This is a genomic window from Streptomyces sp. NEAU-W12 (assembly GCF_026242095.1).
In the GTDB taxonomy this organism is placed as follows: Bacteria; Actinomycetota; Actinomycetes; order Streptomycetales; family Streptomycetaceae; genus Streptomyces.
This window is the reverse complement of record NZ_JAPJDM010000017.1, coordinates 142,647-162,408: the sequence shown is the minus strand read 5'-3', so window position 1 is coordinate 162,408 and position 19,762 is coordinate 142,647. Positions and strand designations below refer to the sequence as shown.

15 protein-coding genes and 1 pseudogene are annotated in these 19,762 nt (G+C 73.8%); 8 read left to right on the top strand and 8 right to left on the bottom strand.

Annotated features, from left to right (window positions below; all coding sequences use genetic code 11):
- Nucleotides 1–116: 116 nt before the first annotated feature.
- On the bottom strand, nucleotides 117–1,307 hold the full coding sequence (locus ORI94_RS22220) for a zinc-dependent alcohol dehydrogenase (RefSeq protein ID WP_266078416.1): 1,191 nt from the start codon (nucleotides 1,305–1,307) through the stop codon (nucleotides 117–119).
- A gap of 183 nt (nucleotides 1,308–1,490) precedes the next feature.
- Here ORI94_RS22220 and ORI94_RS22215 point away from each other — a divergent pair, with 183 nt between their 5' ends.
- Entirely contained in the window at nucleotides 1,491–2,504 is a 1,014-nt protein-coding gene (locus ORI94_RS22215) for a DUF3048 domain-containing protein (RefSeq protein ID WP_266078414.1), read from the top strand.
- Nucleotides 2,505–2,643: 139 nt separating this feature from the next.
- A pseudogene (locus ORI94_RS22210) lies at nucleotides 2,644–3,045 on the top strand (alpha/beta fold hydrolase); the annotation flags it as partial.
- 289 nt (nucleotides 3,046–3,334) lie between these two features.
- Here the strand turns inward: ORI94_RS22210 and ORI94_RS22205 are convergent.
- On the bottom strand, nucleotides 3,335–6,073 hold the full coding sequence (locus tag ORI94_RS22205; RefSeq protein ID WP_266078412.1) for an ATP-binding protein: 2,739 nt from the start codon (nucleotides 6,071–6,073) through the stop codon (nucleotides 3,335–3,337).
- Between the two features lie 436 nt (nucleotides 6,074–6,509).
- Between ORI94_RS22205 and ORI94_RS22200 the strand changes: the two genes are divergently transcribed.
- Nucleotides 6,510–7,493: a DUF2510 domain-containing protein gene (locus ORI94_RS22200; protein ID WP_266078409.1), complete on the top strand. Its 984-nt coding sequence runs from the start codon at nucleotides 6,510–6,512 to the stop codon at nucleotides 7,491–7,493.
- Between the two features lie 166 nt (nucleotides 7,494–7,659).
- Here ORI94_RS22200 and ORI94_RS22195 read toward each other — a convergent pair whose 3' ends face one another.
- A complete protein-coding gene (locus ORI94_RS22195) occupies nucleotides 7,660–8,274 on the bottom strand; it encodes a TetR/AcrR family transcriptional regulator (protein ID WP_266078407.1) in 615 nt (204 codons plus the stop codon).
- Between the two features lie 255 nt (nucleotides 8,275–8,529).
- Here ORI94_RS22195 and ORI94_RS22190 point away from each other — a divergent pair, with 255 nt between their 5' ends.
- Both ORI94_RS22190 and ORI94_RS22185 read left to right on the top strand, forming a co-directional pair.
- Nucleotides 8,530–9,393: a phosphatase PAP2 family protein gene (locus ORI94_RS22190; RefSeq protein ID WP_266078405.1), complete on the top strand. Its 864-nt coding sequence runs from the start codon at nucleotides 8,530–8,532 to the stop codon at nucleotides 9,391–9,393.
- The gene (locus ORI94_RS22185; RefSeq protein ID WP_266078403.1) at nucleotides 9,390–10,424 is read left to right on the top strand and encodes a hypothetical protein; all 1,035 of its coding nucleotides are present in this window, start codon (nucleotides 9,390–9,392) and stop codon (nucleotides 10,422–10,424) included. The genes ORI94_RS22190 and ORI94_RS22185 overlap by 4 nt, the downstream gene beginning before the upstream one ends.
- Before the next feature lie 40 nt (nucleotides 10,425–10,464).
- On the opposite strand, the gene ORI94_RS22180 is transcribed toward ORI94_RS22185, so the two are convergent.
- A complete protein-coding gene (locus ORI94_RS22180) occupies nucleotides 10,465–10,902 on the bottom strand; it encodes a hypothetical protein (RefSeq protein ID WP_266078401.1) in 438 nt (145 codons plus the stop codon).
- A 287-nt stretch (nucleotides 10,903–11,189) separates the two neighbouring features.
- Complete coding sequence (locus ORI94_RS22175) at nucleotides 11,190–11,849, bottom strand: hypothetical protein (protein WP_266078400.1); 660 nt, start codon at nucleotides 11,847–11,849, stop codon at nucleotides 11,190–11,192.
- 224 nt (nucleotides 11,850–12,073) lie between these two features.
- On the opposite strand from ORI94_RS22175, the gene ORI94_RS22170 reads away from it, so the two are divergent.
- Entirely contained in the window at nucleotides 12,074–12,736 is a 663-nt protein-coding gene (locus tag ORI94_RS22170) for a helix-turn-helix domain-containing protein (protein WP_042171501.1), read from the top strand.
- 253 nt (nucleotides 12,737–12,989) lie between these two features.
- Entirely contained in the window at nucleotides 12,990–13,226 is a 237-nt protein-coding gene (locus tag ORI94_RS22165) for a hypothetical protein (RefSeq protein WP_266078397.1), read from the top strand.
- A 4-nt stretch (nucleotides 13,227–13,230) separates the two neighbouring features.
- Here the strand turns inward: ORI94_RS22165 and ORI94_RS22160 are convergent, their stop codons facing one another.
- Together ORI94_RS22160 and ORI94_RS22155 are read right to left on the bottom strand one after the other, a co-directional pair.
- A complete protein-coding gene (locus tag ORI94_RS22160) occupies nucleotides 13,231–13,959 on the bottom strand; it encodes a 4'-phosphopantetheinyl transferase family protein (RefSeq protein WP_266078395.1) in 729 nt (242 codons plus the stop codon).
- On the bottom strand, nucleotides 13,956–14,879 hold the full coding sequence (locus ORI94_RS22155) for a metallophosphoesterase family protein (RefSeq protein ID WP_266078393.1): 924 nt from the start codon (nucleotides 14,877–14,879) through the stop codon (nucleotides 13,956–13,958). The genes ORI94_RS22160 and ORI94_RS22155 overlap by 4 nt, the downstream gene beginning before the upstream one ends.
- Nucleotides 14,880–15,126: 247 nt before the next feature.
- On the opposite strand from ORI94_RS22155, the gene ORI94_RS22150 reads away from it, so the two are divergent.
- Complete coding sequence (locus tag ORI94_RS22150; protein WP_266078391.1) at nucleotides 15,127–16,335, top strand: ATP-grasp domain-containing protein; 1,209 nt, start codon at nucleotides 15,127–15,129, stop codon at nucleotides 16,333–16,335.
- A 287-nt stretch (nucleotides 16,336–16,622) separates the two neighbouring features.
- Here ORI94_RS22150 and ORI94_RS22145 read toward each other — a convergent pair whose 3' ends face one another.
- Nucleotides 16,623–19,754 (bottom strand): alpha-mannosidase, encoded by a 3,132-nt coding sequence (locus tag ORI94_RS22145; RefSeq protein ID WP_266078389.1) that lies wholly within the window; start codon nucleotides 19,752–19,754, stop codon nucleotides 16,623–16,625.
- Between the last annotated feature and the right edge of the window lie 8 nt (nucleotides 19,755–19,762).

Below are 19,762 nucleotides of genomic sequence, written 5' to 3'. Positions count from 1 at the left end.
CCCGCCCCCCCCCCCCCGCCCCGGCTGTACCCGCCGGGGTCCGCCCGGCGTCTTCGGACACCCGGGCGGGGACGGCGGACCACCGGGCCCGGCGAAGCGCGCGGCTACGGCTACGGCTACGGCTGCATGAGGATCTTGACCGCGCCGTCCCGCTTGCGCTGGAACATGTCGTAGGCCCGGGGCGCCTCCGACAGCGGCAGGCGGTGGGTGGCGAAGTCGTCGACGCCGAGGGGGTCGTCGTCCGTCAGGTGGGGGATGATCTCGTCGCTCCAGCGGCGCACGTTCGCCTGCCCCATGCGCATCTGGATCTGCTTGTCGAACATGGTGAGCAGGGGCATGGGATCCGCCGCGCCGCCGTAGACGCCGGAGATCGAGACGGTGCCGCCGCGGCGCACCAGGTCGATCGCGGTGTACAGGGCGGCGAGCCGGTCGACGCTGAAGCGTTCGGCCAGCGGGCCGCTGATCTTCCGGGGCAGCAGCGCCGCGGCGTTCTGCACCATGCGGGCCGCCGCGCTGCCGTGTGCCTCGGTGCCGACGGCGTCGATCACGGCGTCGGGGCCGCGGCCGTCGGTCCGGTCGCGGATCGCGGTGACGAGTTCCTTCTCGTCGTCGAAGGAGCGCAGGTCGAAGGTCTCCACGCCCCGTTCCTGTGCCCGGCGCAGTCGCTCCGGGACCAGGTCCACGCCGAAGACCCGGTCGGCGCCCTTGAGCCGGGCGATCCGGCAGGCCATGTCACCGATGGGACCGAGGCCGAGCACGGCGATGCTGCCGCCCTTCGGAACGTCGGCGTAGACCACCGCCTGCCAGGCGGTGGGCAGCACGTCGGAGAGATAGACGAACCGGTCGTCGGACGGCCCTTCGGGGACCTTGATCGGGCCGTACTGCGCCTGCGGGACCCGCAGGTACTCGGCCTGGCCGCCCGGCACCGCGCCGTAGAGGCGGGTGTAGCCGAACAGGGCCGCGCCCATGCCCTCGGCGCTGACCTGGGTGGTCTCGCACTGGGTGGGCAGACCGGTGAGGCACATCCAGCAGTTGCCGCAGGCGATCTGGAACGGCACGACGACACGGTCACCGGCCTGGAGGTCCGGTACGCCGGCACCGACCTCCTCGACGATGCCCATGGGCTCGTGGCCGAGGATGTCGCCGGGGGTCATGAACGGGGTGAGCACCTCGTAGAGGTGCAGGTCGGAGCCGCACAGCCCGGTGGACGTGACGCGGATGACGGCGTCCGTCGGTTCCTCGATCCGCGGGTCGGGCACCTCCTCCACGCGGACGTCCCTCTTTCCCTGCCAGGTCACTGCCTTCATCGCCGCCTGCTCCCTGCGTCGTCGTGGCCGGTGCGCCGTCCGTACCCGTGCGCTCCACGCCGAACCGCGCCCCGCTGAGCCGATCGGCGGAAGCCACCGCGCGGGAACACCGCTGATCAGGCATGGCCATCGACAATCAGAAAAGCGCACAATCAAGACAACCGATGATGTGGGGCAGGCAGGGTGGCGACGGTGGACACGGGACGAGGAACACGCACACGACGCGTCACGACGACGGGAGCGCTGCTGGCGGCACTGCTGGCGGCCGGTCTGGCGGCGGGCTGCACGGCGTCGAACGCTCCCGGCGACGACGGACGCGGATCGCCCCGCACAACGCGTCCGGGCGGGACGGAGGAGACCGGAGGGGACGGCCACCCGCCGGTCCTCGCGGTGAAGATCGACAACGCCCCCGCGGCCCGCCCCCAGACGGGCCTGGAGTCGGCGGACGTGGTGTACGTGGAGCAGGTCGAGGGCGGTCTGAGCCGGCTGATGGCGGTCTACGCAAGCCGGCTGCCCGAGTCCGTCGGCCCGGTACGCAGCGCCCGGGAGGCCGACCTGGAGCTGCTGCGCCAGTTCGACCGGCCGGTTCTGGCGTTCTCCGGGGCGCAGGGCAGGCTGCTGCCGCTGATCGACCGGGCTCCGCTGGAGCCCCTGACACCCGGTACGTCCGACACGGGGGCGGACGTCTACGTCCGGGGCCCCCACCGGCCCGCCCCGCACAACCTCTATCTCCAGCCCCGGCGGTTCATGGACGACCCGCCCGGCCGGGCCTCGCTGACCACCGGCTTCCGCGACGGCCCGCCGCCCGCGGGCGGCGAACCCGAGAACACGCGTACGGTGCGCTATCCGGCGGCCCGCTTCACCTTCACCTGGTCCGACGCCCGGAACCGCTGGCTGGTCTCCATGGACGGCACCCCCACGGTCACCGCGCGGGGCGAGCCGGTGGCGCCCTCGACCGTCGTCGTGCAGTACGTGACCGTCCGGCCGTCCGGCTACCACGACTCCCGGGGCAGCAACACGCCGTACACCGAGACGGTGGGCTCCGGAGCGGCCACCGTGCTGCGCGACGGGCGCGCCCACGAGGTCCGCTGGAGCCGCCCGGACGCCTCGGACGGCACCGCGTTCACGACGGAGGACGGCACCGCGGTGAACTTCGCGCAGGGGCAGGTGTGGGTGGTCTACGCGGAGGCCGCCTGACCGGCACGGAGGCGGCCGGCGGAACCTGCAGTTCAGCGGGGCGCCGGGGCACCGGCCCACCCGGGCGTCAGGCCACCGGGGCGGCCGGCTCGCCGGGGCGGCGCAGCCCTTCGGCGGCGTCCGCCACCCGCCGGATCAGTGGGACGAGGTGGCGCCCGAGCCGTCGGTCACGCACCGGGTGGTCCGCTGGGACCTGCCGGGGCACGGCGGTTCGGCGGCCGGGCTGATCGGTCCCGGCGCGAGCGTCGGCGATCTCGCGGACCTGGTGGTCGCGCTCGCCGACTCGCTCGGCATCGAGCGGTTCGCCTACGCGGGAGTGCCGGTGGGCGGCGCGGTGGGTCTGGAGCTGGCCGTACGGTACCCGCAGCGGGTGTCGTCGCTGGCCGTGATCTGCTCCTCGGCCCACTTCAACGGTGCGAAGGCCTGGGAGGAGCGGGCTGCGCTGGTGCGGAGCGGGGGCCTGGCGGAGCTCGCACAGAGGGCGGACTCCCGCTGGTTCACGCCCGGTTTCACGGTGCCCGAGCTGGTCCGCGGCCTCCGTCACGGCCCGCTCGCCGGTTGCCCCGGCGAGCTGTGGACGCGGCCGCGCCGAGTGGGCCCCGTACGCCACTGCGGGCGCGGACCACGGCAGCAGCACCGCGCCGCACGCCCTGGCGGCCCGTACTTTCCGTGGGCGACATCGACCCGCGTCCGTCCGCCGCGGCCGTGGCGCCGTGGTTCGTCCCCGTCGGGGTGCGGTCCCGCGGCCCGACCGGGTGGTCACCCCGGCCGGGAGCGCGCGCCGTTCGGCGTCCGAGTGGGGCGGCACTCCTCGGCTGCGTGCCCGAGGGTCACCGGGGCCGGTGCCCCGGCTCCCCTCCCGGGGCCGCGGCACGGCCCGTGCTCGCCGTCCGGCCGGCGAGTGCGGTCAGTTCGGCCTCGGCGCGGACGGCCAGGCCGTCCGCGCCGCAGGAACGCGCGAGAGCCAGGCCCCGCTCCAGGTCGGTCCGCGAGCGGGCGAGGACGCCGTACTCGACGCGGGCCGCCGCGTGTTCGTACTGGCAGGGTGAGGACTCCAGGTAGGTGACGGCCTGCGCGGCGAGCCGCACCGCCCGCTGGCCGGTCTCCAGGGCGGCGGCGCAGCGCAGGGCCTCCCCCATGGCGGTGTCCGTGCCGAAGCGCTCGGCCTGGCGGCGGTACTCGACGGCGAGCCGGGCGGCACGGGCCGGGTCCTGGGTGGCGATGGCGCGCGCGAGGTCGGCTGCCCAGAAGACGTGGACGGGGTTGTGGTGGTCGCGGGAGGCCGCCGCCTTCTCCGCGGCCTCCAGTTCGTTGATGCCGTCCTTCGTACGGCCGACGGCGAGCAGCAGTCTGCCGCGCACCGAACGGGGGTCGGGCAGCACGATGGTGGACGGGTAGGGCGGCGTGAAGCCGTGCCGTTCGGCGACCTCCCAGGCCTCGTCCGCATGGCCGCGGACGAGCAGCGTGTCGACCAGGTTGCAGGTCGCCGTCCAGTACAGGGGCAGGCCGCGTCCCACGCGTTCGGCCAGGCGCAGGGATTCGCGCAGCGACTTCTCCGCCGCCGCGAGGCGGCCCCGCCTGCGGTGTGCGAGACCGACGTAGGCGTGGGCGAGGACCAGGTGGCCGCCGCTCCAGCCGGCCGACTCGTAGGAGCGCAGGGCCTCGGTGTAGAGGCTCTCGGCGCGGTCGAGGCGATCGGTGTAGGCGTACGTGCTGGCGAGCATCAGGAGCAGCTCGACGCCCCACTCGGCGTCGGTCCAGCCGAGGCCGGGCGCGAGACGGCCGTTGACGAGGGCGCGGTCGCTGATCTCGGCGACCTCCTCGGCGTTCTCGCCGCGCATCATGGCGTCGAAGCCGCGCAGGATGAGCAGCGCGCGCTCGGAGTTGTCCCGGCCGGTGCAGGTGGCGGCGAGGTCGGCGAGGCGCTCGGAGCGGCCGGGGGCGGTGGTCTCGCCGTCGTGGATGCCCTCCCACATGAACTGCACGGCCTGCAGGCGCATCCGGGCGGGACCGGGCTCCAGCCGCGCTGCCTCCGTCTCGACGGTGCGGACGGCCTCCTCCATCTGGTTGTTGTGCATCAGCGCCTGGGAGAGCCGGACCACGGCGTCCACCCGCGCGTCCCCGGCGAGGCCGGACATGCCGAGCGCGGTCCGCAGATGGCCGATGGTCCGGGCGGGCGCGGTGAGGAAGGTGGCACAGCCCAACTCGTAGAGTACGCGCGCGTGGACCTCGGGGCGGGGCGGTTCCTCCAGGGCACGCTCCAGGCAGCGGCGGGCGGCGTCCGGGGCGCCGACGGCGAGGTGTTCACCGGCGGCGTCCCGCAGTTGGCGGACGAGTTCCTCGTCGTCGTCCGGGTGCACTTCGAGGAGGTGGCGGGAGGCGGACGCGGCGCCGCGCCCGGAGTCGGTGACGATTTGGGCGGCTATGCCGTGCATGGCGCGGCGCAGCGCGTCGGGGATGGAGTGGTAGACGGCGGTGGCTATCAGCGGGTGGACGAACTCGAGGTCGGCGGGGCCGCTGCGGCCGGTCCCGGGGTCGGGTGCGGTGAGGATGCGGGCAGTGCGCAGGCGTTCGGCGCAGCGGACGGCGACGGCGTGGTCGAGGAGGGCGAGCTCGGCCACCAGGCCGACGGTGATGTCGCTGCCGAGGATGGCGGCGGCCCAGGCGAACCGGGTGGCGTCTATGCCGAGTTCTTCCAGCCGGGCGACGAGCCCGCCGCCGCGGGCGGAGCGGTTCAGTTCGCGCAGTTCACCGGCGTGCGCCTCGACGGGTTCGAGTCCGCTGTCCCGGACCTTGGCGAGCAGCTCGACGGTGTCGTAGGGGTTGCCGCCGGTGACGGCCCACACCTCGCGGCAGAACGCGGCGTCCGCGTTCTCGCCGAGGGTGGCCCGGGTCAGGCCGGCCGCGGCGGGCGGGGTCAGTGCGCTGAGGACGGTGACGGGATGCTCGGCGGCCTCGGCGACGGCGTCCAGGTGGCGGGCGCTCGCCCCGGAGACCTCGCCGGGCCGGCGGGCGACCACGACGAGAACGGGCAGGTCCGCCAGGCTTTTCGCGAGGACGGAGAGCCAGTACAGGGTCTCCTGGTCGGCCCAGTGGGCGTCGTCGACCGTCAGCACCAGCGGCCAGTCCCGGTGGGCCAGCCGGCGCACGGCGGCGACCAGGCCCTCGCAGACGCCCTGCGGATCGGCGTGCCGGTCGCCGGGCTCGGCTACGCCGAGGGCGGGGCCGGCGACGTCGTACCAGTCGCCGAGGTACTCGCGGACCTCCTCCGGCACCATCGGCACCAGCGCGGGCTGGAGGAGCTGGCGTACGACGTTGAACGGGACGGTGCGCAGGGTCTCGCCGCCACGGGCCGACCACACGGTGCAGCCGCGCTGTTCGGCGATGCGCCGGGTCTCGGCGAGCAGTGCGGTCTTGCCGAGACCCGCCTCGCCCCGCAGCACCAGCAGACTGCCGGGCGAGGACCGGTCCGCGCACAGGGTGTCGACCATCGCGGTGATGGCGGCGACCTCCTCCTCCCGCTCCCAGAGAGAGGCCGAGGCCGATGCCATGGGCCGTACCTCCGTCATCCCGCTACCTCCCCAAGTCGCCCGAACGACGTACAGGCGTCGAGCGTAGTCCTCCGACGGCCCCGACGGAGCGGTACCGGCCGGGCTCTTGCCGTGGAGGGTGACAAGCGGGTACAGGGGTCGACGCGTCCTGCGGTTCACCGGGGTCCGACGGCCAACGCCTGTCACGGACAAGGCAGGTGATGGAGCGTCGGGCGGTTTCGACAGGTGCGGGGGTGGGGCTGGGCCCCGGGGGCCGGGTTCCGGGGGTTCCGGCCTCCGGGGGTTCCGGCCTCCGGGGGTTCCGGCCTCCGGCCGCCCTCCCGTGCGGGCCCGCACGCCCGCGGGCCCGCACGAGTGCGCACGCATGGATCCCCCCGGGCCCGCGCGACCTCGGGATCCCGGATATACGGACCTCTCTCATCCCTCTTTCACCGACGCCTCATACGGTGGGGGCATGACGCAGGCGACTCCTCCCGGGTGGTATCCCGACCCCGGGCAGACGAATGACGGACCGGCCACCGAGCGCTGGTGGGACGGCACCACCTGGACGGACCAGGTCCGGCCGGCGGGATCGGCGCCCGCCTGGGGCCCGCCGGTGCCGGGCTCGGTGGCCGGACCGGCGTATCCGGCCCGGCCGACGTACCCGGGGTACCCGGCGCATCCCGGGTATCCCGGGGTCGTGAAGTCCGGCCCGGGCTCCGGCCGGGGGCGGGGGCTGCGCATCGGGATCGCCGTGGCGGCGGCCGTCGCGGTGCTGGCGAGCATCGGGGTCGGCGTGTACGCGCTGACCGACGACGGCGGGAGCGACGGCTCCACCGCCTCGCGGGCACCGGACGGACGGGACGGCGGGCCGGACGGGGAGAGCGAGGAGGGCCCCGGCCCGGACACCTCGGAGCCGCCGCGGGTCGAGAGCGGGTCGGTGACCGACGGACTGAGCGGGATCAGCCTGCCCATCCCGGACGGCTGGTACGGCCAGGAGGGCCAGGTGGGCGCCCAGATCATGTCGGAGGACACGTACGACTGCCCCGGCGACACCTCCAGCACCTGCACCAAGGGCGGCGCGTACTCGGCACCGGCACTGGCCCTGGGCACCCGCGGTTCCACCGCGGAGGAGGTCGCCAAGGCGGACATCTCCGCCAATGCCGAGGAGTCGTACGGCGGCGATTCCTACGGGAGGATCAGCTCGCACGAGGTCCTCGAGTCGAAGGCGGTGACCGTCGCCGGGCAGAAGGGCTACCTGGTGCGGTGGAAGGCGGTCACGAGCAAGGGCTCCGACGGGTACGTCCAGTCGCTGGCCTTCCCCTCCCCAGCGCAGCCGGAGCAGATCGTCGTGGTCCGCCTCGGCGTGGACACGGACCAGAAGCAGTCCGTCCTCGACGACATCACCGAGGGCATAGAGGAGGCGGAGGGCAGCGGCGGCACCGGCCAGGACGTCTGAGCCCACCCTCGTCCGCCGCGCCGTCCGCCCCCGGAACGACGGCCGGGTGGGGCTCCCCCTCCGCTCGGGGGGAGCCCCACCCGGCCGGTGGTGCGCGCCGCCCCCGTCCCCACGGTGCGGCGCGGTCGGGCCGCCGCCCGGTCGTCCGGGAACGGCGGCCCTGGTCTCATTCCAGGCCGAGCGCCGGCAGTACGGCGGCCTCCACGAACCGGAGCAGGTAGTCCGGGTCCGCGTTCCCCTCCTCCAGGAGGGGCCGCACCCGCAGCACTCCGAAGAACTGGGCCGGGATGTACGCCAGTGCCGGATTGTCCGCGGGGACCTCACCGCGTTCGACCCCGCGGCGCACGATCGCCTTCAGCGCGGCGATCTCCGGTTCGACCAGCGCTTCGCGCAGGGCCTGCGCCAGCTCCGGGTCCTGCGTGACCGCGTGGCCGAGTGCCTGCAGCAGCGAGGTGTCCTTCACCGACCACGCGCCCGCGCTACGGGCGGCCTCGCGCAGGTCCCCGGCGAGGGTACCGGTGTCGATGCCGGCGAAGCGCGCCTGTCCGCTGGACCGCAGGGCCGCGGCGACGAACCGGGGCTTGGTCTGCCACTGCCGGTACAGCGTGGACTTGCTGCACCGTGTCCGGGCGGCGACCCCCTCCATGGTGACGGCGTCGTAGCCGCACTGTCTGATCTGTTCCAGGACCGCGTCGAAGAACTCCCGCTCACGCTCGGGCGTGATCTTGGAGCGGCGCGAACTGCCGACCGGTTCCGGTCGGTCCGCGGCCTGCGACGTCATCGGCTCGACTCCTTGTCCTGGGGCGGACCCTCCGGGCTGCCGGCTCCCGGCGGGCCTGCGTCCGCCACCCGTCGATACGTGAGCGTACCGGAACGGTTCCGTATCGGTACACTCGCGTATCGGTACGAACTCGTATCGGTACGCTTACGTATCGAATCGAACTCGTCCCGCCGAGGCTCGACACCGCAGCCCGACCCGGCACCACAAGTGCCCTCAGCACCACCACGGAACCAGCGTCGGCGAAAGGGCCGGGGGATGAATGCCCGCAGCGAGCCACCGAGCGAGCCGCCACCGGCGAGGCCCGGCCCACCGCCGGTGTCCGGCACGTCGGCACGCCCGCCCCTCCCGCGTGAGCTCCTGCTCGTGGTGGGACTCTTCCTCGTCTACAAGGTCGGCCGCCGGCTGGCGACGGGCCACTCCGAGGCCGCCCTCCGCAACGGGCACGACGTGTGGGAGCTGGAACGGGCGCTCCGTCTGCCCGGCGAGGGAGCGGTGCAGGCCCTGCTGCTGCACGGCGACGGCCCGGTGCACCTCGCGAACACCTACTACGCGGCCGTGCACTTCCCTGCCACCGCCGCTTTTCTGATCTGGCTCTTCCTGCGCCGTCCGGCCCACTACAGGTGGGCGCGAAGGGTGCTCGCCGCGGTCACCGCCGCCGCGCTGGTGCTGCATCTGGCGTTCCCGCTCGCGCCGCCCCGGATGCTCGCCGCCACCGGCCTGGTGGACACCGCGCGGGTGTACGGGCCCTCGGTCTACGGGCCTCCGCAGACCGACACGTTGTCGAACCAGTTCGCGGCGATGCCCTCGCTGCATTTCGGCTGGGCGCTGATGGTGGCGACCGGTCTGGTCGTCGCCACGCGCTCACGGTGGCGGTGGCTGTGGCTGCTGCATCCGCTGCTGACACTGCTGGTGATCGTCGGTACGGCGAACCACTTCTGGCTGGACGCGATCGTGGCGGCCGCCCTGCTCGGCGCCGCCCTCGCGGTCCTGCGCCTCCCCCAGCACGTCCGCCGGTCGCCGACGGTGCCGGTGCCGGTGCAAAGAGACGAGAAAGGCACGGCGGGCGCGGCGGACGGGACCAGGGCCGTGGACGGGGAACGCGCGGGGGCGCCCCGATGAACGCGGTCCTCGTCGCCGTCGCCCTGTCCCTCGTCTCCGCCGTCACCTACGCGGCCGCCGCGGTCGCGCAGGAACGGCTGGCGTCACGCTCCCCCGGCACCGGTGCCCTGCGGCTGCTGGGCAGCGGCGCCTGGTGGTGGACGGTCGTGCTGAACGCCGCGGGCGCGCTGCTGCACGTCGCGGCGCTCGCGTACGGCCCGCTGACCGTGGTCCAGCCGCTCGGCGCGCTCACTCTGGTCGTGGCCGTGCCCACAGGGGCATGGTTCGCGGGGCGGCGGGTGGGGCCCACCGAGTGGCGGGGCACGGCGTTCACCCTGGCCGGTCTCGCGGCGATCCTGGCCACCGCGTCGGAGCCGGCCCCGGGCGGCACGCTGTCCGTGCCCGGGGCGCTGCTGGTCTCGGGCGTCACGGCCGCTCTGATCGGCGTGCTGTCGCGGCCCGGCGCCCGGCCCGGACTGCGGCACGCGACCGCGGCGGGCATCGCCTTTGGGGTGGCGTCGGCGCTCGCCCAGTCCGTGACGGTGGCCGTGACGGACCGTTCGGGTCAGTTGCCGGACGTCCGGGTGATCGGGGTGGCCCTGCTCGTCGCGGTGTTCGCGGCCGGCGGACTGCTGCTGTCCCAGACCGCGTACCGCAGCGGGCTGGGCGCCCCGCTCGCGGTGGTGACCCTGGCGAACCCCGTGGCCGCCGCGGTGATCGGACTCTGCCTCCTCGGCGAGCGGTTCCGGGGCGGCCCGGCGGGGGTACTGCTCGCACTGTCCGGCGCGGCACTCGCCTCGTGGGGCGTGATTCTCCTGGCCCGGGCGACACCACGCCCGCGCCTCGGCGAGCGCACCGGAGTGGACCCCGCGGCGGGCCCTCCCGTGCCGGATCCCTCCGAGGCCGCCCACCCCGGGGCCGATCACCCCGGGGCCGCGGACCTCCCTCTGCGTCCGGGGCCGGCGGCACCGTCCGGACCCACCGGCCCCGTCCCCCGGCCACGGCGCAGGCGACGGCAGCCCGAACCGGGCCGCCCGGCCGACGTGGCGTAGACGGCTCCGCGGCGAGGCCGCGGCAAGGGGCCGGGGCCGGTCACCGGCCCGGTCGGCACCTGTCGCGCGTCAACTCGTCGACGACGAACCCGACCCCGACCCCGAGCATCCAGACGTCCTTGGCCAGGGCGAGACCCTCCTGGGTGGGCCGCAGGCTGCCTTCCTCCCGCATCCCAGGCGTCCGCAGGTACATCCCCAGCAGCGCCGACGAGAACGCCGCCAGTCCGGCACCGGCCACGACCGTGGGAACGGCGGGCAGCAGCAGGGCCGCGCCCAGCGTGATCTCCCCGGCGGAGAGCAGCCGGACGAAGGCGGCGGGCCGCACCTTCTCGAGGAACGGATAGGTGTTCTTGGCCATCCCGTGCACCTGGGCGGCCGTCTCCTCGTCGACACCCCGCTTGGACAGTCCGGAGTTGAGGATGAACGCCCCCGTGGCCAGACGGGGTGCCACGTGCCTGGGTTCGATGGGCAGACGCATGAGAGCTCCCGGTCGCTGTGTGGCGCAGTGCCGTCCACCCTAGAACGCCCCGGCCCTCCCGGCAGGTCGGCGGCCGGGAGCCGAAGGCCGGTCCGCCGCGGGAACGCGACCGGTCGACATCCGACGACCGGGATCCGCGTGGGGACGTCGAGCCCCCGGTGGTGGTCCGTACGGCACCGGGGGCCAGGGGATCGCTGGCGCAGACGGAAGCACAAGGCGCGCGAACGGTTTGCGTCGGTACGCAAGAAAGCGACGCGTCATGACCGCGTCGACTCCGGCGGGGCGGTTCAGTCCCCCGCCGGCACCACACTGAGATGGGAGGCGGCGGGCCGGCGTCTTCGGTGGCCGGCCGGGGTGCGGGGCGCCTCGCGCAGGACCAGCGTCAGCCGGACGCAGTCCATCTCCTCGAGCACCCTGGTCGTCTCCACGACGAGGCGGCAGTCGGTGACCCCCCAGCGCGGATCAGGGTGCCGCAACGGCCTTACGGCACCGTCGTGTTCGGCGGCCTGCTCGCCGACGGCACGGAGCCAGTGCGGCAGCCCCTGCCGGTAGGCGGCCTCCATGATGGGGTCCTGGGCGATGTCCCGGCGGATGGCCTGCAGCCCGTGGTCGTGGCCGTGCCGCTCCACCGTCTTGGCGAAGTGCGCCAGCATCGGCAGGCACCAGCTCGACTCGTGTTCCCCCAGCACGGTGGCGGCGTCCGGGTGGAAGAGGACGAACCGGAGGAAGTTGTCGCCGGGCATGGCCGTCGGATGCGGCTCGACATCCCGGAAAAGGGTCCGGAAAGCGGTGTTGGCCAGCAGGACGTCCCAGCGGCGGTCGACCACCAGGGAGGGAAAGGGCACCGCGTGGAGGAACACGGCGTAGTCCTCCAGGTAGGCCCGCACCTCGGGAGTCTCGGGGCCGGGCCGCGGTATCGACCGCTGCCCTCCTGCCTGATGTGCCATCGGGAGGCTCACCCCTCTTGCCTGTGCGGCCTTGACGCGGCGCCCCGATCCTCCGGCCCGAACCTCGGGCGTGTCAACTATCGTGGCATTCCATGCTGGTTGACGGCTGAAATTGGCCACAGTTGTGGCGAGACCTGGATGTGAGTTCGAGGCACGGGCTAGTCTCCGTGAAGTTCACGGCAATCCCGTGTGAGAGGCCTGTGAGAGACGTAGGAGATCTGTCGGTGACCGGTGGCTTCGTGGGTGAGGGTCGGGACACCGCGCCGACGACCGCGCTGACGGCCGTCGTCGCCCGCGTCGCCGCACTCGCCGACCGGCTCGACGTGCCGCACACCGAGGTCTTCGACGTCGGCCGGCTCTCCGCGGCCTCCGGAGTGCCGGAACCTGTCGTCAAGGCCCTGCTGAGCGGTCGGCCGGCGGGCGAACCCGAGGTGCAGACCCGGTTCGTGCAGCGCCTGGACCTGCTGCGCCGCACCCGGCTCAAGCCGAACGGCCGCAAGTACACACAGCAGGAGATCGCCGACGGCGCGGGCATGTCCCGGCAGCAGGCCGGCGCTCTGATCAACGGCGACCGGCGTCCCACCATGGAGCACTGCGACGCCATCCAGCGGTTCTTCCGGGTGCACGCCGGATTCCTCACCGCCGAGGACCCCGAAGCGCTCGCGAACGCGCTCCAGCACACCGAGCAGGAGCTGCTGCAGAGCCTGGCGGACCGTGAGCGGCGGGCCGCCGTGGCGGCCGGCGACCCGCTGGAGCGGCTGCTGCAGGACCACGGGGTGCGCGGTATCGCGTGGCGGGCCGCCCAGCTTCCCACCGACCAGCACCGCGACAAGGTCGCGGAGTGGCTGGACATGCTCCTGGAGAACGTCCAGCCCCCCAAGGCCTGAACGGGCGGGACGGTTCATCCGGGTGGGCGGGCCGGTCCGCGGCGCGGACCGGTCGAGCAGGCCCCGGCAGCCGGACAGGACAACCGGAAGACAGTCCGGCGGGACAGTCCGGCGGGACGTCGGTCAGTGGTGGGGCCACGACCACCGGAACCCGCGTACCACCATCAATGTCAGTGGTGGGCGGCAGGCTGGGGGCGCGCCCGCACCGCGCGGGACGCGCGATGCCGGACCACGACTTGGGGAGAGCCGAGCGATGCCCACCGCCGTACCGACCGACCGCGAGCGCACCGCCGTCCAGGCCTACCTGCGACTGCTGCACACGGTGCGCGCCGCCTACGACATGGAGAGCGGGCCCCCGGGCGCCCGCAGGCCCCCGGTCGTGGCACCGTCCGTCCTCGCGGAGGCGGAGACGGCCCTGGCCCGGGCCGGGCTGTCCGGCAACGAGGAGTCCTTCTTCCGGATGCTCCGCGAGTGGCCCCCCCAGCCGTGACGGGTCAGCCGTGGGGGACGGCGACCGCGGTCCCGACCAGGCCGCCCTCGACGCTCCAGCGGCCGTCGAAGTGGTCGAGGCGGCGGTCGCCCACCCAGGGCCCCGGGACCAGGAGCACCGCCCTGAACCCACCGCGCGCCGAAGCACCGGAACCACCGGTGCCGGTGCCGGTGCCGGTGCCGGTGCCGGTGCCGTCGGCAGGTTCGGTGAACAGCTCGATGTCGGCCTCCATGAAGTCGAGCCACTTCCCGGTGAGCGGGAACCACGCCTTGTAGACGGCCTCCTTGGCGCTGAACAACAGCCGGTCCCAGTGCACCCCCGGCCGTTCCCGAGTCAGCCGGGCGACGCGCTCCGCCTCCCCGGGAAGGGACACGGAGGACAACACCCCCTCGGGCAGCGGTCCGTGGACCTCCGCGTCGACGCCGACGGAAGCCAGGTCACCCGTACGGACCAGGGCGGCGGCGCAGTAGCCCGCGCAGTGGGTCATGCTGCCGGCCAGCCCGTCGGGCCAGCCGGGCGCGCCGCGCTCGCCGGGCAGCACGGGATGCGGGGGGACGCCGAGCTTCCTCATGGCCCGGCGGGCGCAGGAGCGTACCGCGGTGAACTCCCGCCGGCGCTTGTCGACGGCCCGCGCCACGACGGCCGCCTCCTCGGGGTAGAGCGGGGCGTCGACGCCCTCGTCGCCGTAGGCCTCCACGACGACGACCGTCTCGGGCAGCAGTTCCCCGATCACCGGTTCCCGCCCTTCCCCGTCACGGACCCGGACACGAACGCGGACCCGGGCCCGGCCGCGGACCCCGTCGCGGGCTTCTCCCCGGGCACGATCCGGCGCAGCCGCCCCGGCGGTGCCGGCCGCTTGCGCCATTCGCGGGGGTAGCCCACGGACACCTCCTCGAAACGGACGCCGTCCTGCCGGGTGCTGCGCGGGATGTGGAGGTGGCCGTAGACCATCGTGTGCACGTTGAACCTGCGGTGCCAGTCGTCGGTGAGGACGGTGCCGCACCACATGGCGAACTCGGGGTACCACAGGACGTCAGTGGGGTGCCGGTGCAGCGGGTAGTGGTTGACGAGGACGACGGGCAGGTCGTCGGGCAGGTCGGCGAGCCGCCGTTCGGTCTCCCCGACCCGGGCCCGGCACCAGGCCTCGCGGCTCGGGTAGGGGTCGGGGTGCAGCAGGTGTTCGTCGGTGCAGACGACGCCGGTGCCCTGCGCGTACTCCAGCCCCTCGTCCTTGGTGGCGCACCCGGCCGGCAGGAAGGAGTAGTCGTACAGGAGGAACAGCGGGGCCACGGCCACGGGACCGCCGGGGCCCTCCCAGACGGGGTAGGGGTCCTCGGGAGTGACCACGCCGAGGTCGCGGCACTGCTCGACGAGGTGGTCGTAGCGGGCGACGCCGCGCAGGGTGACGGCGTCCTTCGGGTGGGTCCACAGCTCGTGGTTGCCGGGCACCCAGACGACCTTCCGGAACCGGCCCGCGAGGGTTCCGAGCGCCCAGCGGATGTCGTCCACGGTCTCCGCGACGTCTCCGGCCACGAGGAGCCAGTCGTCGTCCGACTCGGGACGCATCCGCTCCACCAGGGCACGGTTCTCGTCGTAGCCGATGTGGAGGTCGCTGACGGCCCACAACTGTCCGCCGCCTGCTGTTGACGTCATCTGCCGCCCCTTGAACCTGAACGATCATTCCGTACGCACACCATGCACGAAGCGTACGGTCACCGGCGTACAGGATCATCGAATCCGTAACACGCCCGTGGTTCGGGAGCACGGATCGAAGCCGTATGATCGGCCGCAACACCGCCGCAGTGAAGCCCTTCCCCGGGGCCGTCCGGCGACCCTCCACACACCCTGCCCGGGCACGGGCCGCCGAGGCCTGCCCGCACACCGTGAAAGGCGGCCCTGCATGGCCTCTTGCGTACGCGTATGGCTCAACCGCACGTACGCGGAGAACGTGTTCTTCATGGATCAGCTGAGAAGGAATCCCAGCGACCGGGCCGTCGAGATCCATGCCACCCACGGCGACCCGGACTCCCCCGTACTGGCCGCCGCCGACACCGCCGAGCTCGAGCCCGAGGGCCTGTCCCCGGCGGCGTACGTCGAGTACGCGCTCGCCCAGTGCGCGCGGCGCGGCATCGACGTGTTCGTGCCGCGGCTGCACCAGGGCGCGATCGTCGCGCACCGCGCGGAGTTCGAGGCGGCCGGTACGGCGCTGCTGGCGCCGCCGCCCGAGGCGGTGGCCGTCTTCCACGACAAGGTGATCGCCTACGAGGCCGTCCAGGCGATCGGGGTGCCGGTGCCGCCGTGGTGGCGGGTGCGGTCGGCGGACGAGCTGGTCCACGCGGTCGACGAACTGGAGGCGCACGGGCACCGGGCGTGCTTCAAGCCCGCGTCCGGCGCGGGCGGTGTGGGCTACCGGGTGATCACCCGCGCCCCCTTCTCGCTCACGCAGCTGAACGGCTTCCCCAGCCCGTACGTGCCGCTGGAGCTGGTGCTGGAGGCGGTGCGGCAGGCCGAGGAGCCGGTGGACTGGCTGGTGATGCCGGTGCTGGGACAGCCGGAGGTGTCGGTGGACTGCCTCACCGGGCCGGACAACCGTCTCCGGCTGGCCGTCGGCCGCACCAAGAACGGCCGCCGCAGGGGGTTCACGCTGCACGAGCAGTGGCTGGAGCCGGCCCGGCGGATCGCGGAGGGGTTCGGGCTGCACCATCTGTCCAACATCCAGTTCCGGATGTTCGGCGAACGGCCCGTGCTGATGGACGTCAACACCCGACCGGCCGGCGGTCTGCACCAGCTGTCGCTGTGCGGGGTGAACGTGCCGTGGGCCGCCGTGCGGCTGGCGCTCGGTGACGATCCGGGGGAGATGTTCCCGCCGTTCCTGGGCCAGGACTACTCGGTGGTGTCGGGGCCGCGGCCGCTGCGGCCGGTCCCGGTGTCGCAGCGGGGCACGGACCTGCCCGCGGACCTTCCCACGCCCGCACTGAGCGGTGTACCGGCCTCGGCCGGGCCCGCCGTGCCCGCCGGGTCCCGGGCGGCGGCCGGCTCCGGTCAGGTGCGCGCCGCCGCCGCGGACGCCGTCGCCGGGGGCCCCGCCTGGGGAACGCACCACCGCTAGAACCCGGGTTCCCCCCGCACGCACCCACCGTTCCCGCTCCCACCGACCGGTCCCGGCGCGCTTCCCGTGCCGGGACCGGATTTTTTTCGGGAAATTTCTCCGGAGGGTGTATCAGGCGGCGGGTGTCGCGCTCTTAAAGGTGAAGGGCCGCGGGGGAAGCCCTCTCCGGGAGACGGGGAAGCCTTCCGGAGGGGACGGGGGGAGCCCGGGGGAAGCACGGGGGAACGGGGGGCTCGGGTCGGTCGGCCGCTGTCACGGGGGGCGACCGGCCGACCCGATGCGCGCCGTCAGCCCCGCCCCACCGCCAGCCGCAGGGTCAGCACCTGGAAGGGGCGCAGGGCCACCGGCACGGCGTCCCCGTCGGTGTCCGCCGGTTCCAGCGGGCGCTCCAGGAGATCGGTCACCGTGGCGCCGCCGAGCGGGAAGCCGGTGCGCAGGAGGCCGGTGGCACGCCCGCCGCGGGACTCGTAGAGGCGGACGACGACGTCACCGGAGGCGTCGTCCGCGAGCTTGACGGCCTCGACGGTCACCCCTTCGCCGTCCACGCGGACCACGGGAGTGGCGGGAGCCACGAGGACCTGTGGGTCCGGCGGGGCCGCCGCCCGGGTCACGCGCAGCGGCAGGTTGAGGGCGTAGCCCTCCGCGACGGCGTCCTCGACGCCCGCGCCGGGCAGCAGTGCGTAGGTGAAACGGTGGACGCCCTGGTCGGCCCCGGGGTCCGGGACGCGGGGCGCGCGCACCAGGCTGAGGCCGACCGTGGTGGTCGTTCCGCCGTCGTCGCGGACCGTGCGGGTCACGTCGTGGCCGTACGTCGAGTCGTTGAGGACGGCGACGCCGTAGCCGGGTTCGCCGAGGTGCACCCAGCGGTGGCCGGACACCTCGAACCGGGCCGCCTCCCAGCTGGTGTTGGTGTGGGTGGGGCGCTGGACGTGGCCGAACTGGATCTCCGCGGAGGAGTGCGGGGCCCGGATGTCCACCGGGAAACCGGCCTTGAGGATCTTCTCGGCCTCGTGCCAGTCGATCTCGGTCTCGAAGTCGATCCGGGGGCTGCCGGCACGCAGGGTGATCGTCTGGGTGATCCGTGAGCCGTTGCCGAAGGCGCGCTCCACCCGGACGGCTCCGATCAGCGGGTCCTCCGCGACGACGGTGACGGACTCGGTGCCGAGCAGGTCCGTGCGCCGGTTGCGGTAGTGCTTGTCGAGGTCCCAGGCGTCCCAGTGGTTGGGGAGGTCCGTGTGCAGCCGCAGCAGGTTGCCGGGGCCTGCCAGTACCTCGCGGGCCGACCGCAGATCGTATACGGACGACAGTGTGCCGTCGTCCGCCACCCGGACCCGCACCAGCCCGTTGTCGAGCACCCGCACCGTGTCCGTGGCCGTGGCGGTGACGGGCTGCGGGGGCGCGGCCGGAGCCGCGGCCGCCTCCGCGTCCGCGTCCGCCTCCAGGGGTGCGCTGCCGTTCGCGGGCACCGTCACGTACACGGGCGGGCCGCCGGGGACACGGACCACCTCGGCGCGGTCGTAGGGGCTCGTGTTGAACACCCGGGCGCCTGCGCCGTGGCGGCCGCCGCCCAGGGCGTCGGTCGCCTCCCTCGTCAGCGTCTCCAGTTCCTCCGCGACCCTGGCGTACTCGGCCTCGGCCTCCCGGTGCACCCAGGCGATGGAGGAACCGGGCAGGATGTCGTGGAACTGGTGCAGCAGGACGGTCTTCCACAGCCGGTCGAAGGCGTCGTACGGGTAGGAGTACTGGTCCGGCACCTGCACGGCTGCCGTCGTGGCCCACAACTCGGCCTCGCGCAGACGGTGTTCGCTGCGCCGGTTGCCCTGTTTGGTGCGGGCCTGGCTGGTGTAGGTGGCGCGGTGGAGTTCCAGGTAGAGCTCGCCGTTCCAGACCGGGGCGTCCGGGTACTCCTCCCGGGCCTTGGCGAAGAAGGTGTCGGGGTGTTCGACGACGACCTTCGCGGAGCCCTCCAGATCGGCCAGCCGGCGGGCCCGCTCCATGTGTTCGCGGGTGGGGCCGCCACCGCCGTCGCCCCAGCCGAACGGCGCGAGCGAGCGCCTGCCGCCGCCCTTCTCACGGTAGTTGCGCACGGCGCGGGCCATCTCGTCGCCGGTGAGGGCGGCGTTGTAGGTGTCGACCGGCGGGAAGTGGGTGAAGATGCGGGTGCCGTCGATGCCCTCCCACCAGAAGGTGTGGTGCGGGAACCTGTTGGTCTGGTTCCAGGAGATCTTCTGGGTGAGGAACCAGTCGTTGCCGGCGAGCTTGGCGAGCTGCGGGTAGGCGGCGGTGTAGCCGAAGGAGTCGGGCAGCCAGACGCCCTTGGTCTCGATGCCGAAGTGTTCGAGGAAGAACCTCTTGCCGTGCACGAGTTGGCGGGCGAGGGCCTCGCCGCCGGGCAGGTTGCCGTCGGCCTCCACCCACATGCCGCCCACCGGCGCCCACTGGCCCTTCTCGACCGCCTTCTTGATCCTCGCCCACACCTGGGGGTGGTGGTCGCGCACCCACGCGTACTGCTGGGCCTGCGAGCAGGCGAAGACGAACTCGTCGTACTCGTCGGCGAGCGCGGTGGCGTTGGAGAAGGTGCGGGCCGACTTGCGCCGGGTCTCGCGCAGCGGCCACAGCCAGGCGGAGTCGATGTGGGCGTGCCCGACGCCGGAGACGGTGTGCGCGCTGGCGTGCGCGGGCTGCGCGAGGACGGGGGCGAGGATCTCCCGGGCCGCGGGAGCGCTGCCGGAGACGTCGTCGAGGTCGAGGGCGTCCATGGCCCGGTCGAGCGCGTGCGCGATCTCGTGCCGGCGGGGCTCGTGCTCGCCCAGTTCGGCCATGAGTTCGCGCAGCACGTCGAGGTCGAGGTCGAGGTGCCAGACCGGTTCGTCGAGGACGGCGAGGTCGGCGCCGCGGAACACGTACAGCGGTGTGTCGCCCGCCGTGAGCCGGTCGCCGAGCGGGGTCGGGTGAGCGAAACCGTCGGCCAGGATGTCGGGGTTGGAGGCGGCCTCGACCAGGTAGTCGATCTCCTCGCCGCCCGCGGCCGGACGGCCGACCGGGACGTACCGGTTGAACGGGTTGACGGCCTTCAGGGGGGTGCCGTCGGGCAGGTGCACGAGGCCTTCGGCCTGGAAGCCCGGTCCGGCACCGGTGAAGCCGAGGTCGATGACCGCCTCGACGCGCCGCCCGGCCCATGCCGCGGGGACCTGTCCGCGCATCCGGAACCAGGTGGTGCCCCAGGGCGGGCCCCACGGGGTGTTCGGGGCGAAGGGCGCGTAGGAGGCGGCCGCGGCCTCGGCGAAGGGGACCGGTTCGCCCGGTGCGTGCCACGCCTCGACGGTGAGGGGGGCGGTGGCGGCGTAGATCGCGGGTTTGACGCGCTGGTGGTGGAGCCGCTGGACGCGGTGTTCGATCCGGTGGCGTTCGTCGTGCATGAGGGGCT